The sequence below is a fragment of the Thiothrix unzii genome (assembly GCF_017901175.1).
GTDB classification, from domain to species: Bacteria; Pseudomonadota; Gammaproteobacteria; order Thiotrichales; family Thiotrichaceae; genus Thiothrix; species Thiothrix unzii.
Window position 1 is genome coordinate 1,110,548 of record NZ_CP072793.1, and the last position, 25,848, is coordinate 1,136,395.

At 52.8% G+C, this 25,848-nt stretch carries 27 protein-coding genes and 1 pseudogene; 13 read left to right on the forward strand and 15 right to left on the reverse strand.

All coding sequences use genetic code 11. The features are described 5' to 3' along the window. The first annotated feature begins 4 nt into the window (after positions 1 to 4). From J9260_RS05745 to J9260_RS05760, 4 genes are all read left to right on the forward strand, one after another. Positions 5 to 334: a (2Fe-2S) ferredoxin domain-containing protein gene (locus tag J9260_RS05745; protein WP_210220068.1), complete on the forward strand. Its 330-nt coding sequence runs from the start codon at positions 5 to 7 to the stop codon at positions 332 to 334. A gap of 2 nt (positions 335 to 336) precedes the next feature. After that, entirely contained in the window at positions 337 to 717 is a 381-nt protein-coding gene (locus tag J9260_RS05750) for a hypothetical protein (RefSeq protein ID WP_210220069.1), read from the forward strand. Between the two features lie 144 nt (positions 718 to 861). After that, positions 862 to 1,473 (forward strand): hypothetical protein, encoded by a 612-nt coding sequence (locus J9260_RS05755; RefSeq protein WP_210220070.1) that lies wholly within the window; start codon positions 862 to 864, stop codon positions 1,471 to 1,473. 55 nt (positions 1,474 to 1,528) lie between these two features. Beyond that, complete coding sequence (locus J9260_RS05760; RefSeq protein WP_246499655.1) at positions 1,529 to 1,918, forward strand: hypothetical protein; 390 nt, start codon at positions 1,529 to 1,531, stop codon at positions 1,916 to 1,918. Positions 1,919 to 2,051: 133 nt separating this feature from the next. On the opposite strand, the pseudogene J9260_RS05765 reads toward J9260_RS05760, so the two are convergent. Next, positions 2,052 to 2,960, reverse strand: a pseudogene (locus tag J9260_RS05765) (IS5 family transposase); the annotation flags it as partial. Positions 2,961 to 3,052: 92 nt separating this feature from the next. Here J9260_RS05765 and istA point away from each other — a divergent pair. Beyond that, on the forward strand, positions 3,053 to 4,570 hold the full coding sequence (gene istA / locus J9260_RS05770) for an IS21 family transposase (protein ID WP_210218028.1): 1,518 nt from the start codon (positions 3,053 to 3,055) through the stop codon (positions 4,568 to 4,570). Further along, on the forward strand, positions 4,563 to 5,315 hold the full coding sequence (gene istB, locus J9260_RS05775) for an IS21-like element helper ATPase IstB (protein ID WP_210218027.1): 753 nt from the start codon (positions 4,563 to 4,565) through the stop codon (positions 5,313 to 5,315). The genes istA and istB overlap by 8 nt, the downstream gene beginning before the upstream one ends. Here istB and J9260_RS05780 read toward each other — a convergent pair. The 6 genes from J9260_RS05780 to nifW form a co-directional block, all read right to left on the reverse strand. Then, positions 5,312 to 5,524, reverse strand: coding sequence for a hypothetical protein (locus J9260_RS05780; protein ID WP_210220072.1), 213 nt, complete (start codon positions 5,522 to 5,524; stop codon positions 5,312 to 5,314). The two genes, istB and J9260_RS05780, sit on opposite strands and share 4 nt — an antisense overlap. A gap of 78 nt (positions 5,525 to 5,602) precedes the next feature. Further along, positions 5,603 to 6,628: an ELM1/GtrOC1 family putative glycosyltransferase gene (locus J9260_RS05785; RefSeq protein ID WP_210220073.1), complete on the reverse strand. Its 1,026-nt coding sequence runs from the start codon at positions 6,626 to 6,628 to the stop codon at positions 5,603 to 5,605. A 41-nt stretch (positions 6,629 to 6,669) separates the two neighbouring features. Continuing rightward, complete coding sequence (gene clpX, locus J9260_RS05790) at positions 6,670 to 7,995, reverse strand: ATP-dependent Clp protease ATP-binding subunit ClpX (RefSeq protein ID WP_210220074.1); 1,326 nt, start codon at positions 7,993 to 7,995, stop codon at positions 6,670 to 6,672. Beyond that, positions 7,992 to 8,873, reverse strand: a complete 882-nt coding sequence (gene nifM, locus J9260_RS05795) for a nitrogen fixation protein NifM (protein WP_210220075.1) — start codon at positions 8,871 to 8,873, stop codon at positions 7,992 to 7,994. The genes clpX and nifM overlap by 4 nt, the downstream gene beginning before the upstream one ends. Beyond that, positions 8,866 to 9,306, reverse strand: coding sequence for a nitrogen fixation protein NifZ (locus J9260_RS05800; protein ID WP_210220076.1), 441 nt, complete (start codon positions 9,304 to 9,306; stop codon positions 8,866 to 8,868). The genes nifM and J9260_RS05800 overlap by 8 nt, the downstream gene beginning before the upstream one ends. A gap of 4 nt (positions 9,307 to 9,310) precedes the next feature. After that, entirely contained in the window at positions 9,311 to 9,634 is a 324-nt protein-coding gene (nifW, locus tag J9260_RS05805; protein WP_210220077.1) for a nitrogenase-stabilizing/protective protein NifW, read from the reverse strand. A 231-nt stretch (positions 9,635 to 9,865) separates the two neighbouring features. Between nifW and J9260_RS05810 the strand changes: the two genes are divergently transcribed. Then, a complete protein-coding gene (locus J9260_RS05810; RefSeq protein ID WP_210220078.1) occupies positions 9,866 to 10,591 on the forward strand; it encodes a hypothetical protein in 726 nt (241 codons plus the stop codon). Here the strand turns inward: J9260_RS05810 and arfB are convergent. The 8 genes from arfB to cydD all read right to left on the reverse strand — a co-directional run bounded on the left by arfB (position 10,588) and on the right by cydD (position 19,265). Then, entirely contained in the window at positions 10,588 to 10,980 is a 393-nt protein-coding gene (gene arfB, locus J9260_RS05815) for an alternative ribosome rescue aminoacyl-tRNA hydrolase ArfB (protein ID WP_246499657.1), read from the reverse strand. The genes J9260_RS05810 and arfB overlap by 4 nt on opposite strands. 32 nt (positions 10,981 to 11,012) lie before the next feature. Then, positions 11,013 to 11,408: a type II toxin-antitoxin system VapC family toxin gene (locus tag J9260_RS05820; RefSeq protein WP_210220080.1), complete on the reverse strand. Its 396-nt coding sequence runs from the start codon at positions 11,406 to 11,408 to the stop codon at positions 11,013 to 11,015. Next, complete coding sequence (locus J9260_RS05825; protein ID WP_210220081.1) at positions 11,405 to 11,662, reverse strand: AbrB/MazE/SpoVT family DNA-binding domain-containing protein; 258 nt, start codon at positions 11,660 to 11,662, stop codon at positions 11,405 to 11,407. Before J9260_RS05825 ends, J9260_RS05820 begins: the two co-directional genes overlap by 4 nt. Before the next feature lie 65 nt (positions 11,663 to 11,727). Further along, positions 11,728 to 13,224, reverse strand: coding sequence for a hypothetical protein (locus J9260_RS05830; protein ID WP_210220082.1), 1,497 nt, complete (start codon positions 13,222 to 13,224; stop codon positions 11,728 to 11,730). Between the two features lie 7 nt (positions 13,225 to 13,231). After that, positions 13,232 to 14,905 (reverse strand): thiamine pyrophosphate-binding protein, encoded by a 1,674-nt coding sequence (locus J9260_RS05835; RefSeq protein WP_210220083.1) that lies wholly within the window; start codon positions 14,903 to 14,905, stop codon positions 13,232 to 13,234. A gap of 9 nt (positions 14,906 to 14,914) precedes the next feature. After that, positions 14,915 to 15,775, reverse strand: a complete 861-nt coding sequence (locus J9260_RS05840) for a D-hexose-6-phosphate mutarotase (RefSeq protein WP_210220084.1) — start codon at positions 15,773 to 15,775, stop codon at positions 14,915 to 14,917. A 50-nt stretch (positions 15,776 to 15,825) separates the two neighbouring features. Then, a complete protein-coding gene (cydC, locus tag J9260_RS05845; protein WP_210220085.1) occupies positions 15,826 to 17,475 on the reverse strand; it encodes a thiol reductant ABC exporter subunit CydC in 1,650 nt (549 codons plus the stop codon). After that, complete coding sequence (gene cydD, locus J9260_RS05850) at positions 17,472 to 19,265, reverse strand: thiol reductant ABC exporter subunit CydD (RefSeq protein WP_210220086.1); 1,794 nt, start codon at positions 19,263 to 19,265, stop codon at positions 17,472 to 17,474. The genes cydC and cydD overlap by 4 nt, the downstream gene beginning before the upstream one ends. A gap of 63 nt (positions 19,266 to 19,328) precedes the next feature. On the opposite strand from cydD, the gene J9260_RS05855 reads away from it, so the two are divergent. Genes J9260_RS05855 through J9260_RS05880 form a run of 6 tightly spaced genes read left to right on the forward strand, consistent with a single transcriptional unit; the run spans position 19,329 to position 25,847 of the window. Then, positions 19,329 to 20,039 (forward strand): RDD family protein, encoded by a 711-nt coding sequence (locus J9260_RS05855; protein WP_246499659.1) that lies wholly within the window; start codon positions 19,329 to 19,331, stop codon positions 20,037 to 20,039. After that, positions 20,036 to 21,031 carry a stage II sporulation protein M gene (locus J9260_RS05860; protein ID WP_210220087.1) on the forward strand — a complete coding sequence of 332 codons (996 nt, stop codon included), beginning with the start codon at positions 20,036 to 20,038 and terminating at the stop codon, positions 21,029 to 21,031. The genes J9260_RS05855 and J9260_RS05860 overlap by 4 nt, the downstream gene beginning before the upstream one ends. Next, positions 21,021 to 22,544, forward strand: coding sequence for a hypothetical protein (locus tag J9260_RS05865; RefSeq protein ID WP_210220088.1), 1,524 nt, complete (start codon positions 21,021 to 21,023; stop codon positions 22,542 to 22,544). Before J9260_RS05860 ends, J9260_RS05865 begins: the two co-directional genes overlap by 11 nt. Beyond that, positions 22,541 to 23,572 carry a DUF4350 domain-containing protein gene (locus J9260_RS05870; RefSeq protein ID WP_210220089.1) on the forward strand — a complete coding sequence of 344 codons (1,032 nt, stop codon included), beginning with the start codon at positions 22,541 to 22,543 and terminating at the stop codon, positions 23,570 to 23,572. The genes J9260_RS05865 and J9260_RS05870 overlap by 4 nt, the downstream gene beginning before the upstream one ends. Next, a complete protein-coding gene (locus J9260_RS05875) occupies positions 23,569 to 24,543 on the forward strand; it encodes an AAA family ATPase (protein WP_210220090.1) in 975 nt (324 codons plus the stop codon). Before J9260_RS05870 ends, J9260_RS05875 begins: the two co-directional genes overlap by 4 nt. Next, entirely contained in the window at positions 24,540 to 25,847 is a 1,308-nt protein-coding gene (locus J9260_RS05880) for a DUF58 domain-containing protein (RefSeq protein ID WP_210220091.1), read from the forward strand. Before J9260_RS05875 ends, J9260_RS05880 begins: the two co-directional genes overlap by 4 nt. Position 25,848: the final 1 nt, after the last annotated feature.

Genomic DNA, 25,848 nt, shown 5'->3' on the forward strand with positions numbered 1-25,848 from the left:
GGTAATGGCGAAGCCAGAGAAACACGTTTTCATTTGTACCCAGCAACGTCCGCACGGGCATCCACGCGGTTCGTGCGGAGCTGATCGGGATGCGTTCTTGGTATTTGCTGCGTTCAGTATGGAACTGGATCAGCGGGGGTTGTACAACAAGGTGCAAGTTACCTCTACTGGCTGCATGGGGCCATGCAATCAGGGAGTTAGCGTGCTGGTGTACCCGGAAGGGGTGATGTATCGCGGCATTACGCAGGCAGATATTCCTGCGGTCATCGACCAACATCTGGTGGGTGGCAAGCCGGTGGAAAGTTTATTGATGCCTGCTGAGCATTGGGGCTAACCATGAACGATCATTTGGCAGAGAAAATCCTCCAGAATGTGGCGCAAGCTGATGTGATCTGTCAGGAACTCAATCGGCAAATCCTCAAGCTGGGTTTTCCGCCGGAACGTGCCGATGTGACGCTGGGTAGCCATGTGCAATACAGCCTGCAACGCGACACCTTTTCGGGGCTGGATTCGCTGCTGGGGGTATGGATGCATCCCACCAGCGGCTACAAAACAGGTTCGTTGCTGTTCCATGCGGATGGGACGTTCTTCGCCGAATACGACGTGTTGCAGCCGCATCCGACCAAAAGTAAGTGGTTTGTGGAGGCGGTGACCGTGTGGGGCAAGGGTGATGACATCAAGGGCGACCCTCGTTTGTTACCTGCGTTGGGGGAGTAGCTTGTTGCCGATCCATGTCGATTGCATCACAGCGATTGAGGGTTGTTTTTGATTGGTGAAGAGTCATCGTCGATTAGGCAAAACCATATACTGACTGCTAGACTAAAAACTCGTCTAATTTAATCTACTGGGCAGATTCACATCATGCGTGACTATAGAATTTTGATCTTCTTGTTGATCATAGTTTCACTACTTTTTGGTCATTTATATATCAGCATTTCGTCAGGTAAGAGTCCTTTGTCGTGGGAGGCATTTGTACTTGTTTTCAGCCCATTCTTGATCGTCATATGGAATGATCTAAAAAGTATTATGATGCGAAATGATGTACAGCGTATCAAATTGGGAAAGGATGGTTTCGAGTTTGAGAAAGCTACGGTAACTGCATCCATAAGCAAAGCCATGCACGGTAACTATCTGAACAAAAAAGAATTACAGTCTATTTTTGACTCAGTTGCAGCGAATGAATGGGCTACTCTCGTCCTTGCAAGGATGCTGATGAGGAAAGGATTGAGTGCCATTGCTCTCAAAAAGCATCATTTAGGTGACTCTCCTTCATTAAGAGACCTCATTTCGTTAGTTCAAAGTAATAACCGACTTACTGAAACTGAAGCCGCAGATTTGGAACGTTTGAGAGATGTAACATATTTTGCTGAATGGCTCAGTGGAAATCCTCCGGTTTATACTGATTGGTATTGGGCATTGGAAAATAGTCAACGAATTATTGAAAATATCATGAATAAACAATCTGTTAGATAATGCATGAGCATTTAACCACGTTTGAATGCACCCCATAATCTGCTATAAATCGCTCATGACACACTGGCAACACCTCCTGTTTCCTTCCAAACCGCGCTCTTACCCCGGCTACCGCTGGGTAAACATCCTCATGCGCAGCCTGCATTTGGTCGGCATCGCCGGTATCAGCGGCGGCTTCCTGTTTGACTTGCCCAAGGCGCAATACCAACCGTTTTGGCAACTCGCCATCACCACTGGCAGCCTGTTGGTGCTGTTGTATGTGTGGGAAAACGGACGCTGGTTGCTGCAACTGAAAGGGATGGTTGTCATCTTCAAGCTGTTTTTATTGTTGCTTGCCAGTTTGTTACCGCTGTGGAGGGCGGAACTATTTGTGGTGATTATCCTGATTTCTGGGGTGGTGGCTCACGCGCCGGGAAAAGTACGCGGATTCAGCCCGTTTATTTAAGGGAACCTCTAAAAACCCGGCATATTGCAGTGGTTAGCGTTGGCCTATCGGCGTTTTGTTAGAAAAATACCAATCCATCTCAATTTTCAGGTTGTTTTCCCGCATTTTTGCGGCTTTTTCAGGGATTTTCCCGTCAAATGGGCACAACTCCACCCTCTTTGAGCGAACAAAGCCGACGCAGGTTATACACGGTTGCCTTGATGCTGAGGCCGAATACTGCCCGTGCCAACCCAATGCTGCGGATGGCTTTGCCACCCATCGCACAGATTGACCCAAACACATGCTCAACCCGTGCGCGGTGTCTAGCGATGCGGGTGTTGCGGCGCTTCTGGCAGTCGGATTGCGGCTTGCCTTTTTTGGCTTTGTGCTGGATGTGTAACCGCCAGCTACCTTGGTTGAGGCGTTGTTCACGGGATTGGTCTTCATAACCTTTGTCCGCCCATACGTTACGGCTGGTGTTGGCTCGGTCAAGCACCGCTTCAAAATGGTTGGTGTCATGTTCTTTGGCAGTGCTGATGTGGCGTTTGCGGATGAGTTTGTATTTCCGATCGGCACTGATACTGAGTTTGTAGCCGTGGTAGCTTTTGCCGTGTTTCTTCGTCCAGCTTGCTTCCGTATCCTTTTGGCGACGTTGGGCAGGTGTCCAGTCAGCGGGTGTTGCCGCTTGTTCCAACAGCGCTTTTTCTTCTTTGTGGAAATGTTGTTTAGGGGCTTCCACTAGTGTGGCATCGACGATTTGACCACCACGGGCAATAAAACCGTGCTGTTGTAACTGCCGTTGGACGGCATCAAACAGCGCATCCGCACCACCTGCCGCGCTGATCCGTTCACGGAATACCCACAAAGTGTTGGCATCCGGGATCGTGCTGGAGTGCCGCAGGCCACAGAAGCGTTGGAACGACAGTCGGTCAAGTAATTGGTATTCCAATGCCTCGTCCGACAGGTTGTACAGGTGTTGCAATACCAAGATCCGTACCATCAGTTCCGTAGGATAGGGCGGACGACCTCCTCGCTTGTCACTTGGGCGTGGGGCGATGTGGTCGTATTCCGCGACAATTATCTTGTCCGGTCGGCGACAATTACGGTGGCCGGTTGAGTTGGTAGACTCAGGCGTATTTCTCTAAGGAGAAACCGATGCCTGGATTCCCGACCAATACTCAACAATACAGGCTCTATATGAAACTCCGAGAAGCAGGACTCACGCAAGTGAGTGCCGCCGTTAAGGCTGGCCTTTCCGAACGGACAGGCCGCCGTCTTGAACAACCCAGCCATGTCCCACCCGGCGGACAGCCAGCCCCACGAAGCTGGCGTACCCGTACTGACCCACTGGCGGGTGTTTGGGAAAGTGAGCTGGTTCCCTTACTGCAAGACAACCCTGAACTGTTGCCCAAGACCTTGTGGGAATACGTGTGCCAGCGTTACCCCGACCAGTATGACAGCAAGGTGGAACGCACCTTACAACGCCGCATCAAGGCGTGGAAGCTGCAACACGGCAAACCGCTGGAGGTGATGTTTTTGCAGCACCATGAACCGGGGCAGCAAGGTATTTCTGACTTTACCCAACTCAAGCCCAACGGGATCACGCTCAAGGGGGAAGCGTTTGCCCACCGCTTTTACCATTACCGGCTGGTCTACAGCGGCTGGTGCCACGTGAAGGTCATTTGTGGTGGCGAGAGCTATGAGGCATTGGCGACCGGCTTGCAGGATGCATGGTGGCGCAGCGGCGGCACACCCCGCGAGCACCGTACCGACAGCCTGAGTGCGGCCTACAACAATTTGGTTGAAGAACAGACCCTGACCCGACGTTACGCGGCGTTGTGCCGCCATTACCACGTCAAGGCCAGCCGCAACAACAAGGGCGTTGCCCATGAAAACGGGGCAGTGGAAGCTGCCCACGGGCATTTTAAACGCCGGGTGGCACAAGCATTACTGTTGCGGGGTTCCGCCGATTTTGACGCACTGGCGGATTACCAAGCGTTTGTGGATCAGGTGGTGTTGGTCATCAACAAGGCGTGTCGGACACGCTTTGAGGAGGAGAAGCCGCATTTGCGCCCGTTACCCCGGCAACGCACCAATGACTATGCAGAACACCCGGTTATGGTTTCCAGCAGCAGTACCATCCGCTTCAAACGCATCACTTACACCGTCCCTTCCCAGTGGGTGGGTACGCCATTGTTGTTGCTGGCCTATGACGAACGGCTGGAGTTGTACCACAGCACCGTCCATTTGCTGACACTGCCGCGCTTGTATGCACCCAAAGGCGGCAATGGGCGTTGCGTCAATTACCGCCATGTGATTGATTCGTTGGTGCGTAAGCCTCAAGCGTTCCGCTGTTCACAAATCCGCGATGACCTATTGCCTAACGCCGACTACAAGGCCATCTGGGCGCAGGTGGATGCCACTTTGCCACCCACAGAGGCCAGCCGTTACCTAGTCAAGCTGCTGTATTTGGCTGCCCAGTCAGGTCAAGAGTTGGCCATCGGGCAGTTTGTCATGCAACACCTGCACAGCTCCGCGTTGCCCAGCATTGCGCAGTGCCGTGAGCGGTTCGCCCCGGAAACCCCCAGCGGTGTCCCGCTGATCCAGTCGCATACTGTGCCATTGGCAGCTTACGATGCCCTCTTGGGTGTTACAGGGGTTGCCCATGGCTAGCTTGGAAGCACTGCCCATCTTGTTGAAGGAACTGCGCTTGTCCACCATCGGCAAGTGTTGGGAAGCACTCGCGCAACAGGCGTTGGACGGGCAATGGTTGCCACAACAATACCTTGCCGCATTGTGTGAGGAAGAAGTCAATGAACGCTACCAACAACGCCTGAAACGTTACTTGCACGAAGCCCAGTTACCCGCAGGCAAACGCCTGTCACACTTTGACTTTAGCGCAGTCCACGGCATCAAGGCCAACCAAGTCAAGGCATTGGTCGAGCAACCCCAATGGGTCAAACAGGCGCATAACCTGCTGCTGTTCGGCCCCAGTGGCATCGGCAAAACCCATCTGGCGTGCGGCATCGCCGCAGGCTTGCTGGAAAAGGGCTTCCGCGCCAAATTCTTCAGTGCCACCGCTCTCGTCCAGCAATTGCAGCAGGCTAAGGAAAAACTGTTGCTGGCAGAGATGTTGCTGCGCCTTGACCGTTACGAAGTGTTGCTGCTGGATGACATCGGCTATGTCAAAAAGAGCAACCAAGAAACCCAAGTGCTGTTTGAACTGATTGCCCACCGCTATGAAACTGGCTCACTCATCATCACCTCCAACCATCCCTTCAGCGAATGGGGGCAAATATTTGAGGACAACATGATGACCGTCGCCGCCATTGATCGGCTCGTCCACCATGCCACCATTTTGGAATGCCAAGGGGAGAGTTACCGCCGACAATCTGCCATGAACAGGAGGCAAAACTAACCCACTTTCACACGACAACTAACCGGACAAGATAGTTGTCGCCGACCGGACAAAGTAATTGACGCGGCATAGTGGTCGATTTCTGCTGCCAAGGCGACAAAGTTGACGTGCTGGTTCAGCGTGGACAGCAAGTCGCCCTTGCGGTCGAGTTTCTGTTCACGCTCTTCGGCGGCAAACAGACTGGTTTTGATGGCACTTTTCTTGGGCATGGCTAGTAACGGGGTCGTTGGCTCAGGTGAGCATTTTCTCACATTTGTACGGGTATCAGTGGGTTTTTAGAGGTTCCCTTAATTTTTCCGGCTATTCAGAATACGTTGAACATTGCTGGCAATGATTTGTGCGCTATTGCTTGGTGTATAGGAAAAATTTTCCAAATCGGTAGTCTTATTCAATAATCTGGCGTGACCTTTTTTTATTAGAAAAGAGACAACTTGATTATGGGTAGCTTCCACAATATCGGGATCATGGAAAATATAAACGGGTTTGCCGCTACTCGCAGCTTCACTGCACATGGATATAGAATCCGCTGTCACCACGAGATAATCCACACTTCCTAAAATGCCGAAATAAGGATTATCTCCAGTCGTTTGTTTTGGGTCATACAAATAATAAGGAACGCTGATTTGTGAACATAGCGCATCCTGACTTTCTTGTGATGTCCTCGCAGATACACTGATGATTAACGTGGATTTCATGCGTGTGGCGATTTCGTTGATAGTTTTACCCAGATTTTTCGCAATGGCGGGTGAAAAAATCCGGCGTTTATCCCCGACATCGCCGCCCATCAGTAAGCCGATAACAGTGCCTTTATTAATGAATGGCGCAAAGTCTTTAGCCCAGCGCGATTTTGCTTGACGCAATTGTTTATCCCTTATGCGGTTGGCGACGGTTTCACACAATAAAAGATTAGGGATGTTGTCGTTATTGTGATATGGGTAGCTGACGATAATATCGGTATTATCAATATCCGTTTGTTGGGCTTTAATCTGTAAGCCGCGTACCGGCGGACGTAAAGCAACCACGACGGTTTTACCACCGGATAACGTTTTAATAACCTGCATATATGGAATATGAAAGCACGGCCCGATTAATACATCAGGCCATTTCAACGCATCCGGCCTGATAAGGTTTGCTCGCAATAATCGCGCTTTCACTTGTTCCGGTGTACAAAATTCACTGGGCATCTCCAATTCTGACCAAGTATCGCTCAGGTGTTCGGCGATGCCGATGCGTGCGTTGGTATCTCCCGCCCGCGTGGTTTTGGTGATCCAGACCAGCGGCGGCGGGAGGGTTTCGGCAGTGATGGCAGTCATACGGGCGTTTCTGCGGGTGAAAATGGATTAGAAAGTATACATTAACCCACAGTGGTTTGAGGTATTAATCCAGATTCTGATTCTTCCGCCACGCTGTCTGAGGTGTCGGGTAAACGGTATTCCAGCACAACCTCAATTTCGCCCTTCACTACGTCTTCTGTCACCACACACCGCGCCACATTTTCTTCCGATGGCAAGGTAAACATCAACTTGCGCAACAAGGTTTCCAGCACGCCACGTAAACCGCGTGCACCCGTGCCGTGGGCAATCGCCTTTTGTGCAATCGCCCGCAGTGCATCGTTGGTGAACTCCAACTCCGCATTATCCAGCGCGAACAGTTGTTGGTATTGCTTAATCAGGGCGTTTTGTGGTTCGGTGAGGATGCGTACCAGCGCGTCTTCGTCGAGTTCGTGCAGCGCAGTGATGACCGGGAAACGTCCGATGAATTCGGGGATCAGCCCGAAATGGCGCAAGTCTTCCGGTTGCACTTCGCCCAATACCATAGAGACGCAAAATTTTGCGTCTCTACCATCGGTCGGATTGCCGTGTGCGGCGTGGAAACCGATGCCTTTTGCGCCCGGTTTCAGGCGTTTTTCCAGCAGCTTTTCCAGACCGGAGAATGCGCCGCCGACGATGAACAGGATATTGCGGGTGTCGAGCATTACCGGGGCTTGGTCTTTGCGGCCTTTGGCGGGGACTTTGACGGTCGTGCCTTCTACCAGCTTGAGCAGGGCTTGTTGCACGCCTTCGCCGCCGACATCGCGGGTTCCGTGCGAGTTTTCACCGCTGCGGGCAAGTTTGTCGATTTCGTCGATGTAAACGATACCCCATTCCGCCAGTTCCTTGTTGCCGTCGGCGCTGTCGAGCAGGCGGGCAATGATGCTTTCCACGTCTTCACCGACGTAACCCGCTTGCGTCAGGGTGGTGGCATCGGCGATGACGAACGGTACGCCCACGATCCGCGCCAAGGTGCTTGCCAGCAGGGTTTTGCCTGTGCCGGAAGGCCCCAGTAGCAGGATATTGGATTTGTCGAGTTCGACCACCGATTTGTCGGTGCGGGTGCAAATGCGCGGCTTGTCGGTTTCCAGATTGAGGCGTTTGAAATGGTTGTAGACCGCGACGGCCAAGGTTTCTTTGGCGGTGTCTTGCCCGATCACGTAGCCGTCAAGGATCGCCTTGATTTGCAGCGGTTTCGGTGGCGTTTTGAGCGGTTCGCTCATGCTGCGCTTGCGGCTCCAGGTGCTGATGACTTGGTGGGCAAGGCGCACGCAGGCTTCGCAAATGTGTCCGTTCATTCCGGCAATCAGCGGGATGTGCGCGGTTTGCTCTTGTCCGCAGAAGGAACAGGCGGCTGTTTTATCGCTCATGGGGATACCTCTGGGGTGGTGGCTTGCAATTGCTTTAACCATTCTTTCTGGCAGTTGCGTTGGGCGCGTTCTTGCAACTGGGTACGGATTTGCGCTTTGGCCTTGGTCAGTGACACTTGTTGTGCGGGGTAAATGTGTTCGCACAGCAATAGGTGGAAACCGAGTTCGGTTTCGATGGGGGCGCTGACTTGCCCCGCACTGAGGGCGAACAGCGCGGCATCGAGTTGCGGGTAGAGTTTGCCGTAGGGCAGGTTGCCAAGTTTGCCGCCTTCCATCGCGGTGGGGCATTCGGAATATTGGCGTGCCAGTTTGCCGAATTGTTTGGCATTGCCCGTGGCTTGGGCGGCGATACTGCGGATGCGTTGCAGCACGGTGTCGTACTGGTTTTCGGCGTAATCGTTGTTGACGGTGATGAGGATTTGCCGCACCAGCCGCGTTTCTGGCTGCATGAAACGTTCGCGGTTCATCTCGTAGTAAAGCTGCACGTCGATGTCGCCGATGGTGATGCTGCGGGCAGCGATTTTTTGCAGGATGCCGTCGAACAACAGTTCGCGTTGCAGGGCTTGGCGCAGGGTGTCGGGGGTCAGACCGTTCTGGCTGAGGTCGAGGGTGAAGTCTTCGTCGTTGGGGTAGCGGTCGGCGATTTCTTGCAGTGCCATATCGACCCGTTCGGGCTGGATGATGATTTGGCTGGCTTCGGGGCTTTGCAGGGCGAGTGATTCGAGGTGAAAACTGCGGTCAGCGCGTTGGCAGACGCGGTTGAATTCCTTTTCATCCAGATGCGGCAAATTTTTCTGAAAAGCTTCCAGCGCGTTACGCAGCAGGTGGTAGCGGTAGGCGGGCGGCTTGCCCATGATGGCGAAACTTAGGTTAGGCATCGGGGACTTCCTCCAGCAGCTTTTCGGGGACTTGCAACGTGCGTCCGGGGAAGCGCACATGGTAGGCGAAGCCTGTGGGTAAGCCGCTGATCACTTTGAGGATTTCGCCGACATCGCCGGGGTTGGCGATGACTTCACCTTCAATGGAGAGGGTGACTTTGGTGGTCACTTTGTCGCGGAATTGGTAGAGGCTGGGTTCCCACGGGTCATCACCGCCGATCAGTTCTTCTTCGCGGCAACCGACTGTTTTTTGTTCGTCGAGGAAATGTACCGAGTAGATGATCTGGTCTTGCAGGAACGTGCCGACATCGCGCACGTAGCCGACACTGCCGCGCTTTACCAGCATATTGCCGATGGTTGCGCCGTAAAACGTGCCATCGTCACGCACATTGCGGATCACGCGCACTTTCGCGCCGTATTCGTATTGGGGCATGGCGTTACCCCTTCCCGAACAGGCTTTCCAGCGTGACGAAAGCGGTTTGTGGCTCGTTCATGCGGTAGACTTTCAGCACTTTTTCGGTCTTGGCATCGGAGTCCACGAAGTCGGTATACGCCTTGGAGAGCAGGCGGGTGTATTGCTCGCGCAAGGCATCGTCGTCGCTGGCGACTGGCTCTTTCGTCAGGTAGTTGTGGAAGCGTTGCAGGATGTGCAGGCGGTTGACATGCACCACAGTCTGGTCAAACGCGATGTCGAAGTAGTTGAGGAAGTCTTCCGCGCTGACCAGTTCTTCGAGGTCGAGGGTGAGGTCGGTATCGGTCATGTCGTGCTCCTTGTGCCAAATGAGGAAGATCAAGCAAAGGGCGTGCCATGTTGTGGAATTGTTTTTTATTCAGTGGGTTAGATTGTATTTTTGAACCCTTTGTAGGGTTTGGCACAGAGAGTTGGCGTGATGCGTTGTGGTAAACGGAACAGAGGAAAGTAACTTACATTGGCAATAAAAATCAGGCAAACTCATACTGATTCCCCCATCAATTCCGCGAAACCTTAAACTATGACAGACCGCTATTCCCGAATTTTTCTACTCAGCCACATGCGAGCCTACAGCAGTACCTTGGGGCATATTATCGGCTCACACCCGCGTATCAATGGCTATTACGAAATGCACCAAAGCTACCTCAGCGACGCGGATTTAGCCCAGCAAATTGCGGATTACAGCCAACACGATAGTTTAAAACCCGACAGTCATTATCAGTTTGATAAACTGCTGCACAACGATTATCGGCTAAATTTAAGCCTGCCCGCGTTGCAATATGCTGTCATTTTTATTGCGTTGCGCCAACCTGAGCCAACCATTAAAAGTATCATTAAGTTATTTCGGCAAAAATCCAGCGATGATTTGTATGCGCAACCCACTGGGGCAACCAACTATTACTTGGAACGGCTGCAAACCCTTGCCGATTTCGCCCAACAACACCCACAACGTTATTACTATTTTGATACCGAAAAAGTCTGTACTGACACCGACCGCTTATTAAGCCAGTTACAGCAATGGATAGGAGTAGCTGAACCGTTATCGCGTGAATACGGTAGCTTTGCCAAAACAGGCATAGCCGGTGCGGGGGATACTTCACCGCTCATTCACACCGGCAAAATATTACCGGATTTTCAAGAAGCGGTGGATGATGTGGAACTGGATGCGACGTTATTGCAACAGGCAGAACAGGCTTATCAACGCAGCCGCACCCTCTTGCTGCACTACGCCAAACAGCATTGCTAATAATCGACTTTTTTACGCCCTGATTTAATGTCGCTGTGCTTTTTCTTGCTGTCGAGCCGCTTGAGCCGCGAGCTAAACGTCGGGCGCGTGGCTTTGCGCTTCTTTTGCACTTTGGTCGCGTCCACGATTAATTGTTGCAAGCGTTCGAGTGCATCCGCACGATTTTTTTCCTGACTGTTGTGGGTTTGCGCCTTGATGACCACCACGCCATCGCCGGAAATGCGCTGATCCGCGTAGCTCAACAGCTTTTCTTTCCAACTATCCGGCAATGAAGAAGTGCGGATGTCAAAACGCAAGTGAATCGCCGTCGAGACTTTATTGACGTTTTGCCCGCCAGAGCCTTGAGCGCGGATGGGTTGGAAATCGAGTTCTTCGGGAGGGATGATCATGTTGCGCATCCTAACGGGTGATCAATTTGACATTAGAGTTTGGTGAAATGCGGTGCTTTGGCAGCTTTTTTGTCAAACGTCAGCGTGGTATCGCAGCCTTTGCCCCGCGCTACGTGGCAAATCAGCAGATCCGCCAAATCATAGGTGTTGTGTTGTGCGCTGCTAACGAAATCGCGGACGCTCAATGAGTCCTGAAACTCCAACGCAACCATAGACAGCAATTCGCTTAGGGAGTCTAGGATTTCATCACGCGGCACTTCATAGACACTTTTCAGTACCCACATCATTTCCAACACGACCACATTGCTGATAAATAAAGGTTGCTTGTCAGCTTCGGCATCCGCCAATAATTGGGTGGCGATTTGCGCCTGCTTTTCGTCATCCTGCACCAAAAAGCGCACCAGCACATTGGTATCAACAGCCCTCATACCGCCTCATTCCTGATGTATTGGGCAACAGCCTGATCCATTGCTTCGATGCTTACCGGCTGGGATTTTTTGTACTTGCTCAACAACCCGGCAACCTCTGCCACTTTGCGGGTAACGGGCTTAATAACTACCTCACCCCGATCATTCAGGACAAACTCAATCTTATCTCCCGTGACTAAATGCAGATTATCCCGCACACTTTTGGGAATAGTGACCTGTCCCTTTTGCGTCACTGTCGATACAAAAGCGTTCATGTTAGCTCCTTGGTATTACCTTAAGTACTAATTCATACCAAGAGTAATACCGCGCAATAGACTTGTCAAAACAACTGATCCCACACTTCGCGCTCCCCGCGATACCCCATCAACGCTGCCAGCATCTGCTGCTTACGCTTTGCCCGATGCTCAGCCGATTGGATTTGCTGCCAAGCCAGCGACTGCTCACTGAAGTTCCGGCGAATATTCCCCAAAAACTGCAACACCTGCGTCAACGCGGGCGTACCTTGCCAGCCGTGCTGCGGCTGTTGAACCCACTGTTCCAAGGCTTGCACCTGCGCATTCACTGCCGCATGTTTAGCTTCATACAATGTCAGCAATTCCGCCTCCACCGTATCCATCACCTGTTGCACCGCAGCGGCATTGGCTAATTGCGCCAAATCGTGCTGTTTGAGCCATGCCACCACCGAAAACAGCATTAAATCGCCAAAAAACTGGCGTTCAAACTCATCCGAAATATCAATCGCAGCATCGTGTTGTTGCTCCACACCGGGGCGAAAACCGTCATCGGCATCCGTGGTACGCTTGTGCAACATCGGCAAATTCGCCGCCGCAAACCGTTCGCCAATTTCCGCTTGAATCAACCGTCCCGCCGTCGGCCCCGACATCCGCAGCCGCAAATGCCCAAACGGAATAATGTATTTCAAACCCTCGAAATTGACGATGTAATTACCGGGATAAATGGTGCGTGCCGGGGTCAGTGCCAACGGGTCAGCACCCGGTTGATACACCGTCTTGCGTGTCAAATGTTCGCCAAAGAAAAACGCCTGTAACCGTGCCGCAAAGGTTTCCAGGCACGCCTGATTATCATGTACCCCCGATAATGGGCAAGGGTAATCAAAATGGCTAGTCTGCTGATCAAACCCAAATAATTTTGCCAAATCATGATAAGCAGCATCATGCGGCACAGGCGTATCCCGATGAAACTGGCACGCGCCATTGAGATCATAGTCGGCAATTTCGTGCAAAAACGCACTCACATCATCCAGAAAATTCGCTGCCATCACCGAGGGCGATACCGGCGGATCACCCACCAGCTTCCCCGTCAACATGGCGATGTCATTGGTTTGGAAAATCTGATTAATGTGATGGAAATAATCCAGTTCCGGCAAAAACAACTGGTCACTGTCCACCAGATAATACAAGGTGCGGTCTTTATTCCGCGTCAGTTGCAGCATTTTCAGGTAACTGAGATTGCGGTTGGCGGCTTGTCCTTTACGGTAAAAACGTTCAGTGGGTTGTGTAGTCAGCAAATTCCCTAAGAACTGGCGTTGCGCGACAGGGATACTTTGCAACACCTGATATTGTTCGGGCAGGTCGAAATGGATCACGTCCAGCCCTTTCGCGCCATATTCCGCCACCAACGCCTGATGCGCGGCGATGTGTTGCGGTTCGCGGCTGTCTTCGGCAACCACAATGGTAATACCGCCGTCATAGCCGTAACGGGTGAGTTGCTGGTGAATGCTTTCCAGACAGTTGCGTAAATGCGCGGGGCGGTCAGCTACTGGAATGCTGAGGATAAAGTGATAGTGTGCAGGCATGGTTATCTCAACGGCGCGAAGAATAATTGGGGTAAGCATCCTGATCCACCATCAGTTCAATCAAATTAATGCCTTGGTGAAAATCAGCTAATTCAAACACCCGCTGGCAATCGGCATCGCTGGCAATTTTAAAATGGTTAATCCCAAACGATTTTGCCAGCAGCGCGTAATCCGGGTTTTGAAAATCGCAATCGAGAAAACGCTGTTCATATTGCTGGTGCTGGTTTTTACGGATTAAACCCAAAGTCTGGTTATTGAACATAATAATCGTCAGCGGAATCTGGTAATTCACTGCCGTCATGATTTCCATGCAGCACATTTGAAAACCGCCATCGCCAAGAATCGCAAACATTGGCTTTTTCAACGCAAAGCGTGCGCCAATCGCCGCAGGAATCGCGTGACCTAATGACGATACCCCGGTATTCGGCACAAACAAATCATCCGCTTTCACCCGATAAAGGTTTTGCGCGAAAATAATATTGTCATCGACCAATACAATGCCTTCGTCAAAATGCTGTTCCAGACGCGCAAACAGGGTTTTCACCAGCGCGAATTTATCCCCGAAAATCACCATGTCATGCACAATGTTTTGCTGATCAATATGGCGTTTGAAAGCAGCAATATCAGGGCGCGGTTTCGGCTCAAGCCCTTGCGGAACACAACAGGCATTCATGGATTTGAGGAAATCACCAAGGTCAGATTGGATGGCTAAATCGGCTTTGAATACCTTTTCCAATTGCGCCACATTGCGGTCAACCTGAATGATTTTGCTGGGGTTTAATACGCCCTGTTTCCACACATAGCTGGTGCGCTCGTTAAAGCCCGCCCCCAGCAAAATAATCAGGTCGGCTTCTTCCATGAAATAGTGCATGGCGTGACCGCTGGAGGTGACCCCCAGACTGCCTAAAGACAGTTCGGAACGTTCGTCAATAGCACCCTTGCCCTTCAAACTGGTGGCAACCGGAATATTGAGGTGGTCACTGAACCGACGCAATTCGGCACGCGCTTGCGCCGATTGCAGGCAACCGTAACCCGCAAGAATCACCGGACGTTGCGCTTGGCGGATCATTTCGGCGCATTGTTCCAACAGTTGCGGGGCAATTTGCAGCTTGGGTAACGGTTTCAGCGTAGGCAATTTGTCCAGAATCGCGACATCGACCAGTTCCTTTTGCACATTGACCGGAATGCTCAATACCACAGGCCCCGGCACGTCGGAAACCAGTTGGCGAGCGGCCTGATTCAGCACATTGGTGAGGTAATCGGTGCGTTCGATCAGCTTGTGGTAACGGGTCACGCCCGAAAACAGTGCGGTTTGGTCAATGCTGCCACCTTCGCCTGAACTTTCCTGCAAACCGCCGCGCCCAAAAATGTGGGTCGGGGCTTCGCCGGTAATCACAATCATCGGCAGCTTGTCGGCGTAGGCGTTGGCAATGCCAGTAATCAAATTACTCGCACCGGGGCCTGCGGTAGTAATGCAAGCCCCGATACGCCCACTCACGCGGGCATAGCCACCCGCCATGAATGCCGCCCCCTGCTCATGCTTGACCAACACCGTCTGGATGCTGGAGTCATACAAATCATCATACACCGGCAAAATATGCGCCCCCGGCATCCCGAAAATCGTATCGACACCTAGCTGTTGCAGGAATTTGACGATGAGTTGGCTGACTTGTATTTGCATGAGCGACGCTTATACCCCGTATTCTGCTACCAAACGGAATTCCGCACCTGCCGGAATGCTAACCACATCATCCGCCGCATTCGTCGTTTCGACGCATACGAAACGGGTGTAGTCGTCGTCCTGCAAATCAGCCATGCCCGCCGCGATTTTTGCCCACGGATTCCACACCACCGCCGTTTTATTGCCGCTGGAAGTAATGCGGATCGTGCGGTTCAACGCGCCATCGACAATCGCCAGTTCCGCCGGAACGCCGAGGTAAACGCGGTCAACTTCGCTCGCAATACTGATTGCACCGCCTTGCTGCTTGGTAGCACCGTTGCCGTCTGCGGCTTTGTCGAGGTATTGCGTACCTTCCAACCCGGTCACGGTCGTTTGCGCAATATCACCCACTGCAAAATAGGTGTGCATCGCTTGGGTAATCGTGAATGCTGCATCGCCGGTATTGCGTGTCACCAATGCCAGTTGCAAGGTTTTGCCGACGGTAACTTCCATCGCCAAACGGAACGCATGAGGCCAAATTGCCAAAGTTTCGGGGGAAGATTCCACGCCCAAAATCACGGTGGTTGAGCCATCCGCATTTTCGCGGGTTTCCCAGTCGCTCCACATGCGGTTACGCATGAAACCGTGAGCGGGGCGGCCTTTGCCTTCGGGATCTGCGCCGAACCAAGGCCAGCAAATCGGCACGCCGCCTTTGATCGCCTTGCCTTCGGCGTAATAGGCTTTGTCGCTGACAAACAGCACATCCGCCGCGCCTTTGGGAGTGAAGGACAAGACTTGTCCTGCGTAAACCGAAATTACGGCATCGGCATGGTCGTTGCTAACGTTGATCATCGGCAAGCCACCGTTGCCTGCTACACGAGTGATTGTCATGGTGCATTTCCTGTTTATGGTTAAAAATCGCCGCCATCATACCGCATCCATCAAGGCAGATGCAGTACCTGATCCATCGCCTCTAACCCATGCGCACGGTGCGTAATCAGCAACAGGCTTTGCCCGTTACGCGCCACATGCATGAGAATATTCGCCATCACCTGTGTCGCGGTTTCTGGGTCTAAGCCTTCGGTAGGTTCATCGAGAATCAATAGCCACGCCGGTTTCAGCAAGGCACGCGCAATCGCCACGCGCTTGGCTTGCCCGCCGGACAAACGCACGCCGGTTTCGCCCACCCACGTTGCATACCCTTCCGGCTGTTGCGTAATAAAATCGTGAATCAGCGCAGTACGACACACCGCTTCCAGTTCCGCATCCGTCGCATCACGCTTTGCCAGCAACAAGTTTTCGCGCAAGGTAGTGTTAAACAAATGCGTTTGCTGCGGCACGACCGCGATGTGCTGACGCAAAGCTTCGCCGCTGTATTGGGCGATAGTTTGCCCACCTAATAGCAATTCACCACTGCTCGGCTCACGGAAACGTAGCAGCAAACTGGTCAAGGTGCTTTTGCCCGCCCCCGTTACGCCGACGATGGCGAGCTTGTGGCCTTGCGGGAAATCCAACGTCAAACCATCCAACACCGCATCACCCTGCAACTGATAACGAAACCCCACGTCCCGCAACGCAAAATCTAAACGTTCAGGCACAGGCAGCGGATTCGCTGGTTCTGTCACCGCCGCAGCTTGATCCGCAAGACTGAAAATACGCCGCGCCGCCGCCAAGGTTTCCCCCAAGGACTGGAATGCCAACGGCAAGGGCAATACCGCTTCAAAACTTGCCAGCGCAAACAGTGCCAACATCGCCAATTCCGGCGGCGCTATCGCATGATCACGCACCAACGGAATTGCCAGCACCAACATGCCCCACATTGCCAGATTCGCACACAACCCCAACGCGCCTTGCGCCACACCATTCAAGCGGCTCAAGGTTTGCTGTTGCGCCGCCAAGGTTTGCGACAACTGCTGAACGTGCGCGGCATGAGCATCCGCCGCGCCATACACCAGCAATTCACCCATGCCCTGCAAATCGTTAACCAAAGCCGAGCGCAATTGCGCGGCCGTTTCCACCGATTGTTGCCCTGCTTCATGCCCCAAACGGTTCATCAACCACGGGATCAACACGCCCGCCACCAACAACAAGCTCAACTCCAGCAACGCCAACAATGGGTGATAAAACAGCAACGCCACCACGAAGACCAGCGTCGCCAACGCCGCCACCACCACCGGCACTAACAGGCGCAAGTACACATTATTCAGCGTATCAATGTCGGCACGGATGCGGCTCAATACATCGCCACTGCGGTACTGCTCCAACACCGCCGGAGCCAGCGGCTCGATGCGCTCGTAAAACCACACCCGTAATTCCGCCAACATGCGGAACGTGGCTTCGTGTGTGACCAAACGTTCGCCATAACGCCCCGATGTGCGCACAATCGCTGCCAGCCGAATCAACGCCGCCGGAGTGAAATAGTTCATCGACACACCCGCGACACCTGCCATTGCCATCGCGGTAATGAACCAGCCCGACACCGCCATCAGCCCCACATTCGCCAGCAAGGTGATAAATGACAAGCCCATGCCCAACGCAGCCCAGTTCCAATACGGCTTGAACAGGCGCAATAATCGCAGTAAATCGTTCATGCCTCACCCCCATAAGCGGCTTGCATTTGCTGGTAGAGCGGGGAACTGACCAGCAATTCGGCGTGCGTTCCGATCACGCTCACCTGTCCCTGATCCAGCACCACAATTCGGTCGGCGGTTTGCACGGTGCGCAAACGGTGCGCAATCATTACCAGCGTGCGCCCTCGCGCCAAACTCTCGACTCCGGCTTGCACCAAGGTTTCGCTGGCACGATCAAGGTTGGCGGTAGCTTCGTCGAGGATCACCAGCGGCGCGTCCTTGAGGAATGCCCGTGCCAGTGCGATGCGTTGTACTTGTCCACCGGAAAGCCCCTGTCCCGCTTCGCCAATCAATGTGTCGTAACCTTGCGGCAATTTGACGATGAATTCAGCAGCATAGGCTTGTTCGGCAGCGGCTTGCACTTGTTCCAGCGTTGCAGTGGGGTTGCCGAGGCGGATATTGTCGGCAACCGTGCCGGGGAACAGTTGCGGCTTTTGCGGCAGCCATGCCAGTTGCTTGCGCCATACATCGGGAGCAATATCGGTTAGCGGCGTAGTGCCGATGAGGATTTGCCCGCTTTGGGGTTGCAGGAAACCCATTAGCAGGTTGATTAACGTGGTTTTGCCAGCACCGCTTGCGCCGACGATGGCTAGGGTTTCGTTGGGGTGGATTTCCAGCGAGAGATTGCTTAGGGCGGTTCTAGCGTCGGGGTAGGTGAAGGAAAGGTTTTGAAGAGAAATCCCCCCTAGCCCCCCTTTTTCAAAGGGGGGAATCAGGAAAGTAGCACATCCAGCCTCCCCCTTTGAAAAAGGGGGATTGAGGGGGATTTTCTCTTCTAGCATCCCCACCATCTTCTCCGCCGCCCCAATCGCTGCCATCCGCGCATGATACTGCGTCCCCATATTGCGCAGCGGCAGGTAAAATTCGGGTGCAAGCAGCAGTACAAAGAAGCCGTACAGAAAATCCATTTCGCCCCAGAACAGGCGGAAGCCGATCAACACCGCAATAATGGCAATGCTAACCGTGCCAAAAAATTCCAGCACAAACGAGGACAGAAACGCGACCCGCAATACCGACATAGTGCTTTGACGGTATTGGTCAGAAATTTGCGCCACCACTTGCGCTTCGCGGCGGCTGGCATTGAACAGTTTCAGGGTAGTTAAACCTTGAATTACGTCGAGAAAATGCGCACTCATCCGCGCCAGTTGTTGCCATTGCTGCTGGTTGCGCTTTTCCGTGCCTTTGCCGATCAGAATCATGAACACCGGAATCAGCGGGGCTGTCACCAGCATTACCACCGCCGAGAGCCAATCATTGGCAAGCACGAACACCAATATCGCCAGCGGCACGAGTGCCATCAGCGACATCGCGGGAATGTAGCGGGCGTAATAGGCTTCGAGTGCCTCCACGCCATCGCTGAGGGTATTGAGCAAATCGCCACTGCGCTCACCCGTCAGCCATGCGGGGCCGAGTTGCTGCACTTTTTGGTAAAGCTGGGTGCGGATGGCGAGTTTGACCTGCACAGCAGCATGAAACGCGGCTTGTTCGGATGCCCACGCCAAGCCTGCCCGCAGCAGAAATAATGCCAGCAAGCCCCACAAACTGGGCATGACATCCACCAAAGCAGCTTCAGCAAACACCACGGCATTTACCACGTTTGCCAGCAACCATGCCTGCACGATCAGCAACAAACCGGAAGTAAGACCAATCGCAACAGCGGCTTTCAGCCAGAAACCGGAATGGGTTTTCCAGCCTTTCAGCGCGGCGAGGATTTCAGGAGAGGGTTTATGGGGTTTGGGTTGTTGGCTCATCGCTTTCCGGTTGACATCCGACGTGTTGAATTGCATTCTGCTGAATAAAAATAAGCGAACACTTTGGAAAAGGATACCCCATCGCGGATGCGTCTGGATACTACCTACACCGTCAATACCCCAGAAGGCATTGCACTCACGCTTTCTCCGGCAAGCCCGATACCGCGTTTACTGGCGTGGTTGCTTGATCTGCTGTTACGTAGCGGCATTAGTTTGGCATTGCTGTTGTTATTAGCCAGCCTTGGTAAATTGGGGCTGGGCATAGCGATGATCCTGATTTTTCTGCTGGAATGGTTTTATCCGGTGTATTTTGAGCTGCGCCATCGCGGGCAAACACCGGGGAAAAAAGTACTGAATCTTTACGTGACGCACACCGATGCCAGCCCGATTACGCCCGCTGGTTCATTAGTGCGCAATCTGTTGCGGGTGGTGGATTTCCTGCCTTTTTTATACGGATTTGGGTTAATCAGCATGATGCTCAACCGGCGGTTCCAACGCTTGGGGGATTTAGCCGCGAATACCGTGGTGCTGCATTGTCACGCGCCTCACGTACCGGAAATACCGCTGGATGCGGCAAGCATACGCCCGGATGTGCGCCTGACCTTGGCGGAACAACAGGCGATTTTGCTATTTGCGCAACGCAGCGCAACACTTGCACCCGCGCGGTTAGAGGAATTAGCACGCATGACTGGGGCATTAGTGCCGCCACACCAAAATGCGACCCAATGGTTACAAGGTATCGCCGTGTGGTTAGGTGGAGGGAGTAAAGCGTGAAACAAGATCAGTTTATTGCGCATTACCAGCCGCTGTGGACGGCCTTTAGCGCGTGGTTGGATTACCAGCAATTCAGTAAAAAGCAGCGGATAAAACAGGCGTTAAGCGAACCGGCGTTGGATTTTCCGCGCACTTATCGCCAGATTTGCCACCACCTCGCGTTGGCGCAATCGCGGATGTACAGCCCCTTATTGATTGGGCAGCTCAATGATTTGGTGATCCGGGGGCATAACCAGTTATACGGCGCACGTTTGCATTTTTTACACCGGATGGCGACGTTTTATTTGCGGGATTTGCCGCAATTGGTGCGTAGCTGTTATCGCAGTTTATTGTTGTCGGGATTGCTGTTTTTCGGCAGCTTTTTTGCGATGTTGGTTGCGATTCAAGTAGAGCCAGAGCTGATTTACAGCGTGATTAGTGGGGAACAGGTCGCGAATATGGAAACGATGTACGACCCGGCACGCACCACCCGTTTCGGGCGTGAACGCGAGGCGGATAGCGATGTGTTTATGTTCGGGTTTTATATCCGTAATAATACCGGGATTGGGTTTCAGGTGTTTGCGGGGGGAATGTTATTTGGGTTGGGCAGTTTGTTTTTCTTGTTGTTTAATGGCTTAACCATCGGTGCGGTAGCGGGGCATTTGACCCAGTTAGGTTACATCGAAACCTTTTGGGGATTCGTGGCGGGACACAGTGCGTTTGAATTAACCGCGATTGTGTTATCAGGCGTGGCAGGATTCCAACTGGCGCAGGCGTTAATCATGCCGGGGCGTAAATCGCGCTTGCTGGCATTGCGTGATAATAGCCAGATTGCAATTCAAATCGTGTACGGCGCGGCGACTTTATTCATTATGGCTGCTTTTGTGGAAGCGTTTTGGTCATCGCAAGTGTGGATTCCGGTGACAGTGAAATACACCATAGGCGTGGTATTGTGGGTGCTGGTCATCGGCTATTTCGCGTTAGTTGGGCGAGGGCGTGCGCGTGCAGCTTAACGACATTACCACCCAGATTCGCCTGCGTTCTACGTGGGAAGCCACCGATTTAGGGCTGGCAATGGTACAGCACAACTGGCGGTTGATTTACCCGATTTGGACATTATTGCTGGTCGGTTTCGCGCTGGTGGTGTGGTTATTAATGCCCGTGGATTACCTGATTTACGCGCCGATGTTATTGTGGTGGTTTAAACCGGTATTTGATCGGATATTGCTGCTGATATTAAGTCGTCAACTGTTTAATCAACCCGTATCGGCGGCGCAAGTCATGACCGCGCTACCGGCGTTATTGCGTAATAGCGGTTTGCTGAGTGCTTTAACTTGGCGGCGATTTTCGTTTTCGCGGGGCTTTAATTTACCGATTTGGCAACTGGAACAATTGCGCGGTGAACCCCGCAAACAACGCCAGCATTTATTACACCAACAAACCCACGGACACGCGGTATGGTTAACTATCGCGTGTGTGCATTTGGAATACGTGGTAATGACAAGCTTATACGCGCTGGTGGTGTGGCTTGACCCGAATGATTATGCGTGGGAATACCTAACCGGAATATTCACCAATGCATTTGATGATGAGGTGTTGTATTGGGGTGCACTGATTTATTTCGTCGCGTACAGCGTAAGCGTTTGGCTGATTGAACCGCTGTATGTTGCCGCCAGTTTTAGTCTGTATTTAAATCGCCGCACCCAATTGGAAGCATGGGATATTGAGCTGGCATTCCGTAAACTCGGCGAGCGTTTACGCCAACTTGCTCCTTCCGCTTTAGGCTTGCTACTCGCCCTTGTTTGCGGGTTGGCAACAGTAACCCCCATGCCAGTGTGGGCAACACCCGAAGCTGACACCGAAACCGTCGCAACAACCCGTTTGCAAGGCGATGCGGCACGCGCTCAAATCGAAGCGATTATGCAGCAAGAAGCGTTTTCCCAAGTACGCAAAGTCAAGCAATGGACAGCCCGCGAAACTGACGATGAAGAACCCGACATTGCCGAGTGGTCAAAATCCTTACAGGCGATTATTGCCACGGTAATGAAAGCAGTGCTGTGGATTGCGGTGGTGATTCTGGTGGTGTTGGGAATTGCTTACCGCCGTCAATTGCTGGCGTTACTGAAACCGTTACGCACCAAAACACACACCACCGCGCCGCCGGATATTTTGTTTGGGATGGATATTCGCCCGGAATCATTACCGGATGACATTGCCGCTGCCAGCCAACGCTTGTGGGAAGATGGGCAACACCGCGCTGCCCTTGGGTTGCTGTATCGCGGCGCGTTAATGCGCTTAACCCGGCACGATGATGTAGCCATACACGATAGCCACACTGAAGGCGATATTCTCAATCTCGCCCGACCTGCTTTAAATGCACAACGCCTTGCTTGGTTAAGTGCAGTGACCAGTGCATGGCAGGAAGTGGCTTACGCGCACCGGATTCCAGCCGATAGTAAGGTTTTACCACTGTTTAGCGGCTGGACGACTTTCAGTGCCGAACCCACAGCGGAGGTAGTCGCATGAAAGCGCAACGTATCGGTTTCGGCTTACTCGCGATTTTAGTGCTGGTCGGCGCAACCCTAAGCTTTTTAAATACCTTTGAACTCAAGGAAACCGAGGAACACGTTGGTTTCAAAGGTGAAGCTAAAACCAATAACCTGTACGCCGCACGCTTGTTTCTCAAAAGCATGGGCATCCCCGCGCAACGTCAGGAACGCTTAAGCACGCTGCCTGGTACTGACACGGTGCTGATTATTGACACCCAGCGTTACACGCTTTCCACCCAAAAAATTGAGGAGCTGTTGGCGTGGGTAGAGCGTGGCGGGCATTTAATCACCCGCGCCCGCACCCCTGACAATGATGCAACGCTTTACAATGATGATGAAGACGAGGATGAGGACGAAGCCAAACCCACTGCTTCCCAGAGCAAATTTGACCCGTTGCAAACCGCATTAGGCGTTACCCTTGGGGAAAATATTATCCCTGAAGAGGACGATTTACCCTTACAGTTAGAACGCCCCGGCTACCCGAAAACTTTGGAAGTTGACCCGGAATTCTTTTACGCGCTGGAAACCACCGCCGCTGTGCAAAGTCAGCAAGCCTACCAAAATAATGCTTGGCTGCTGGAAATCAAACGCGGTTCGGGTTTAATTACGCTTGCCGCCAATCTCGATTTTATTGAAAACGCTGCGATTGATGATTACGACCATGCTGAGTTTTTCTGGCATTTACTGCACGGCTTGCACCCGCAACCGCAAAATGTGTGGCTGATACATCAAGACGATTTACCGCCATTGTGGAAACTGCTGTGGGAACGTGCATGGCCGTTGCTATTGACGCTGGCGTTAGCGATTCCATTGGGAATTCTCGCGTTAAGCCCGCGCTTTGGCCCGTTACAAGCCGCGCCAACCCCAGAACGGCGACGCATTTTGGAACACATTCATGCCAGCGGACGTTTTATGTGGAAACGTCACCAGCAAGGCGACACCCAATACCCGGCATTTACCGATGCTGTCGAACAACTTTCTCCCAAGCCCAAGGACACACCATGAACGACAATACCCTGACGCTTGACCAAGCCAGCGCACTCGCTGAAACCATCCGCCGCGAAATCAGCAAAGCCTTGATTGGGCAAAAGCGCGTGGTCGTCGAAACCCTGATTGCGTTACTCGCGGGCGGGCACGTTCTGATCGAAGGTGTTCCCGGTCTTGGAAAAACCCTGTTGGTACGTGCGTTGGCGCAAACCATTTCCGGTCAATTTGCCCGCATCCAGTTCACCCCAGATTTAATGCCAGCCGACATTAGCGGACACGTGTTGTTTGATATGCAACACCAAACCTTCAACGTGCGCAAAGGCCCGGTTTTCACCAACCTCTTGCTGGCGGATGAAATCAACCGCGCCCCAGCGAAAACCCAGTCGGCATTGCTGGAAGTGATGCAAGAACAGCAAGTGACCATTGAAGGCAATCCGTACCCCGTGCCGTTGCCATTTATGACGCTGGCAACACAAAACCCGCTGGAACAAGAAGGCACGTACCCCTTACCCGAAGCGCAACTTGACCGTTTCCTGCTGAAAATTTTTATTGAATACCCCACGCTGGAGGAAGAAGCTGAAATGGTCACGGTGGTAACAGATCACCAAATCGGCGACCGTTTCAACCTCAATAATCTGCAAACCGTTGCCTCACCTGCGCAAGTATTAGCGATGCAAGCCGTTACCGCGACGCTGGCGGTGGACGTAACTGTGCTGGATTACGCGGTGCGGATTACCCGTGCTACCCGCCACTGGCAAGGTTTACGCTTTGGGGCAGGGCCGCGCGGCAGTATTGCGTTGATCAGAGCGGCACGGGCGAATGCCTTACTTGCCGGACGCGACTTTGTTGACCCGGACGATATTAAACAGGTGTGTTTACCGGTATTGCGTCACCGGGTATCGCTTGCCCCCGAAATGGAGCTGGAAGGCTACACCGCCGACCATTTGCTCACCGCCATTTTGGAAAAAACTGAAGCACCACGCCGATGATTTTGCCAGCGCGTCGCTTATTTTATGTGTTAGGCGGTAATGCAGTCGTCGCATTGCTTGCCACGATCAATCCCGCTTGGGTAGCGGGTTGGTATGCCAGTGTCGGGGTAAGTTTGTTGCTGGCTTTTATTGATATGCTGCGGGTGGTCACTGAACCCGTGCCAGAAGCGCAACGCTTTGTGCCGCATTCGCTGCCGTTGGGGGTGAAACGCAGTATCCGTTTGCACTTACACAACCGCAGCACGCGCTCGCTGACGTTGTGGCTGTATGATCACTTTCCGCGCGAAACCAGCGTCGAAGGTTTCCCGTTTCGTCTGTCTGTGGCGGCGGATACGTTTGCGGAACCGCTTTATAATGTGACCGCTAACGAACGCGGCAAACTGCACTTTCCCGGCCTGCAATTGCGCGTGTTATCACCTTGGCAACTGTGGTGGCACGATGTCACTTTGCCGGTGCAATCCGAGGTCAAGGTTTACCCCAACTTTGCGGCGGTGGCGCAATACGCGCTGCTGGCTACCGACAACCACCTCAGTCACATGGGGATTATGAAAAAACGGCGGCGCGGCGAAGGGCAGGATTTTCACCAACTGCGCGAATACCGTGCGGGTGACAGTTTGCGCCAAATTGACTGGAAAGCCAGTGCGCGAATGCACAAAGCCATTTCCCGCGAATACCAAGATGAACGCGATCAGGAAGTCATTTTCATGCTGGATTGCGGGCATCGGATGATGGCAAAAGACGATGCGTTATCGCACTTTGATCACACCTTGAACGCGATTTTGCTGCTGACTTATGTGGCATTACGTCAAGGTGATGCGGTGGGTTTGGGAAGTTTTGCCGGGGCGAATCGCTGGCTGCCTGCGCACAAAGGGCAACACAATGTGCAGCATATGCTGAATGCCTTGTATGATTTGCAACCGACGGCGCAAGCACCGGATTATGCGCAAGCTGCGACCGAATTACTGGTGCGTCAAAAGAAACGCGCACTGGTGATTTTGCTGACGAATTTACGCGATGAAGACACCGACGATTTGTTGCCCGCGTTGCATTTATTGCGTACCCGCCATTTGGTGTTGCTGGCAAGTATGCGCGAACAGGCATTGGATAGCGCGTTGGACGCACCTGTGGATACTACCGAAGACGCGCTGCATAAAGCGGCGACTCAGCACTATTTACGCACTCGCGAAGCGACGCTGGAACGTATCCGCGCCGCTGGTATTCGCTGTTTAGACGTAACCCCGAACGCTATGTCAGTCGGGCTGATTAACCATTACCTCGACATTAAACGTAGCGCGGTGTTGTAGG

Coding starts and splice junctions, on each gene's coding strand:
- nifM (WP_210220075.1), bottom strand. CDS start 8,873: ATGCCTAACCTAAGTTTCGCCATCATGGGCAAGCCGCCCGCCTACCGC.
- J9260_RS05750 (WP_210220069.1), top strand. CDS start 337: ATGAACGATCATTTGGCAGAGAAAATCCTCCAGAATGTGGCGCAAGCT.
- J9260_RS05785 (WP_210220073.1), bottom strand. CDS start 6,628: ATGACTGCCATCACTGCCGAAACCCTCCCGCCGCCGCTGGTCTGGATC.
- J9260_RS05875 (WP_210220090.1), top strand. CDS start 23,569: ATGAACGACAATACCCTGACGCTTGACCAAGCCAGCGCACTCGCTGAA.
- arfB (WP_246499657.1), bottom strand. CDS start 10,980: ATGATCATCCCTCCCGAAGAACTCGATTTCCAACCCATCCGCGCTCAA.
- J9260_RS05745 (WP_210220068.1), top strand. CDS start 5: ATGGCGAAGCCAGAGAAACACGTTTTCATTTGTACCCAGCAACGTCCG.
- J9260_RS05830 (WP_210220082.1), bottom strand. CDS start 13,224: ATGCCTGCACACTATCACTTTATCCTCAGCATTCCAGTAGCTGACCGC.
- cydD (WP_210220086.1), bottom strand. CDS start 19,265: ATGAGCCAACAACCCAAACCCCATAAACCCTCTCCTGAAATCCTCGCC.
- J9260_RS05825 (WP_210220081.1), bottom strand. CDS start 11,662: ATGAACGCTTTTGTATCGACAGTGACGCAAAAGGGACAGGTCACTATT.
- istA (WP_210218028.1), top strand. CDS start 3,053: ATGCCTGGATTCCCGACCAATACTCAACAATACAGGCTCTATATGAAA.
- J9260_RS05835 (WP_210220083.1), bottom strand. CDS start 14,905: ATGCAAATACAAGTCAGCCAACTCATCGTCAAATTCCTGCAACAGCTA.
- J9260_RS05755 (WP_210220070.1), top strand. CDS start 862: ATGCGTGACTATAGAATTTTGATCTTCTTGTTGATCATAGTTTCACTA.
- J9260_RS05800 (WP_210220076.1), bottom strand. CDS start 9,306: ATGCCCCAATACGAATACGGCGCGAAAGTGCGCGTGATCCGCAATGTG.
- cydC (WP_210220085.1), bottom strand. CDS start 17,475: ATGAACGATTTACTGCGATTATTGCGCCTGTTCAAGCCGTATTGGAAC.
- J9260_RS05880 (WP_210220091.1), top strand. CDS start 24,540: ATGATTTTGCCAGCGCGTCGCTTATTTTATGTGTTAGGCGGTAATGCA.
- J9260_RS05810 (WP_210220078.1), top strand. CDS start 9,866: ATGACAGACCGCTATTCCCGAATTTTTCTACTCAGCCACATGCGAGCC.
- J9260_RS05840 (WP_210220084.1), bottom strand. CDS start 15,775: ATGACAATCACTCGTGTAGCAGGCAACGGTGGCTTGCCGATGATCAAC.
- istB (WP_210218027.1), top strand. CDS start 4,563: ATGGCTAGCTTGGAAGCACTGCCCATCTTGTTGAAGGAACTGCGCTTG.
- J9260_RS05870 (WP_210220089.1), top strand. CDS start 22,541: ATGAAAGCGCAACGTATCGGTTTCGGCTTACTCGCGATTTTAGTGCTG.
- J9260_RS05760 (WP_246499655.1), top strand. CDS start 1,529: ATGACACACTGGCAACACCTCCTGTTTCCTTCCAAACCGCGCTCTTAC.
- nifW (WP_210220077.1), bottom strand. CDS start 9,634: ATGACCGATACCGACCTCACCCTCGACCTCGAAGAACTGGTCAGCGCG.
- clpX (WP_210220074.1), bottom strand. CDS start 7,995: ATGAGCGATAAAACAGCCGCCTGTTCCTTCTGCGGACAAGAGCAAACC.
- J9260_RS05780 (WP_210220072.1), bottom strand. CDS start 5,524: ATGCCCAAGAAAAGTGCCATCAAAACCAGTCTGTTTGCCGCCGAAGAG.
- J9260_RS05820 (WP_210220080.1), bottom strand. CDS start 11,408: ATGAGGGCTGTTGATACCAATGTGCTGGTGCGCTTTTTGGTGCAGGAT.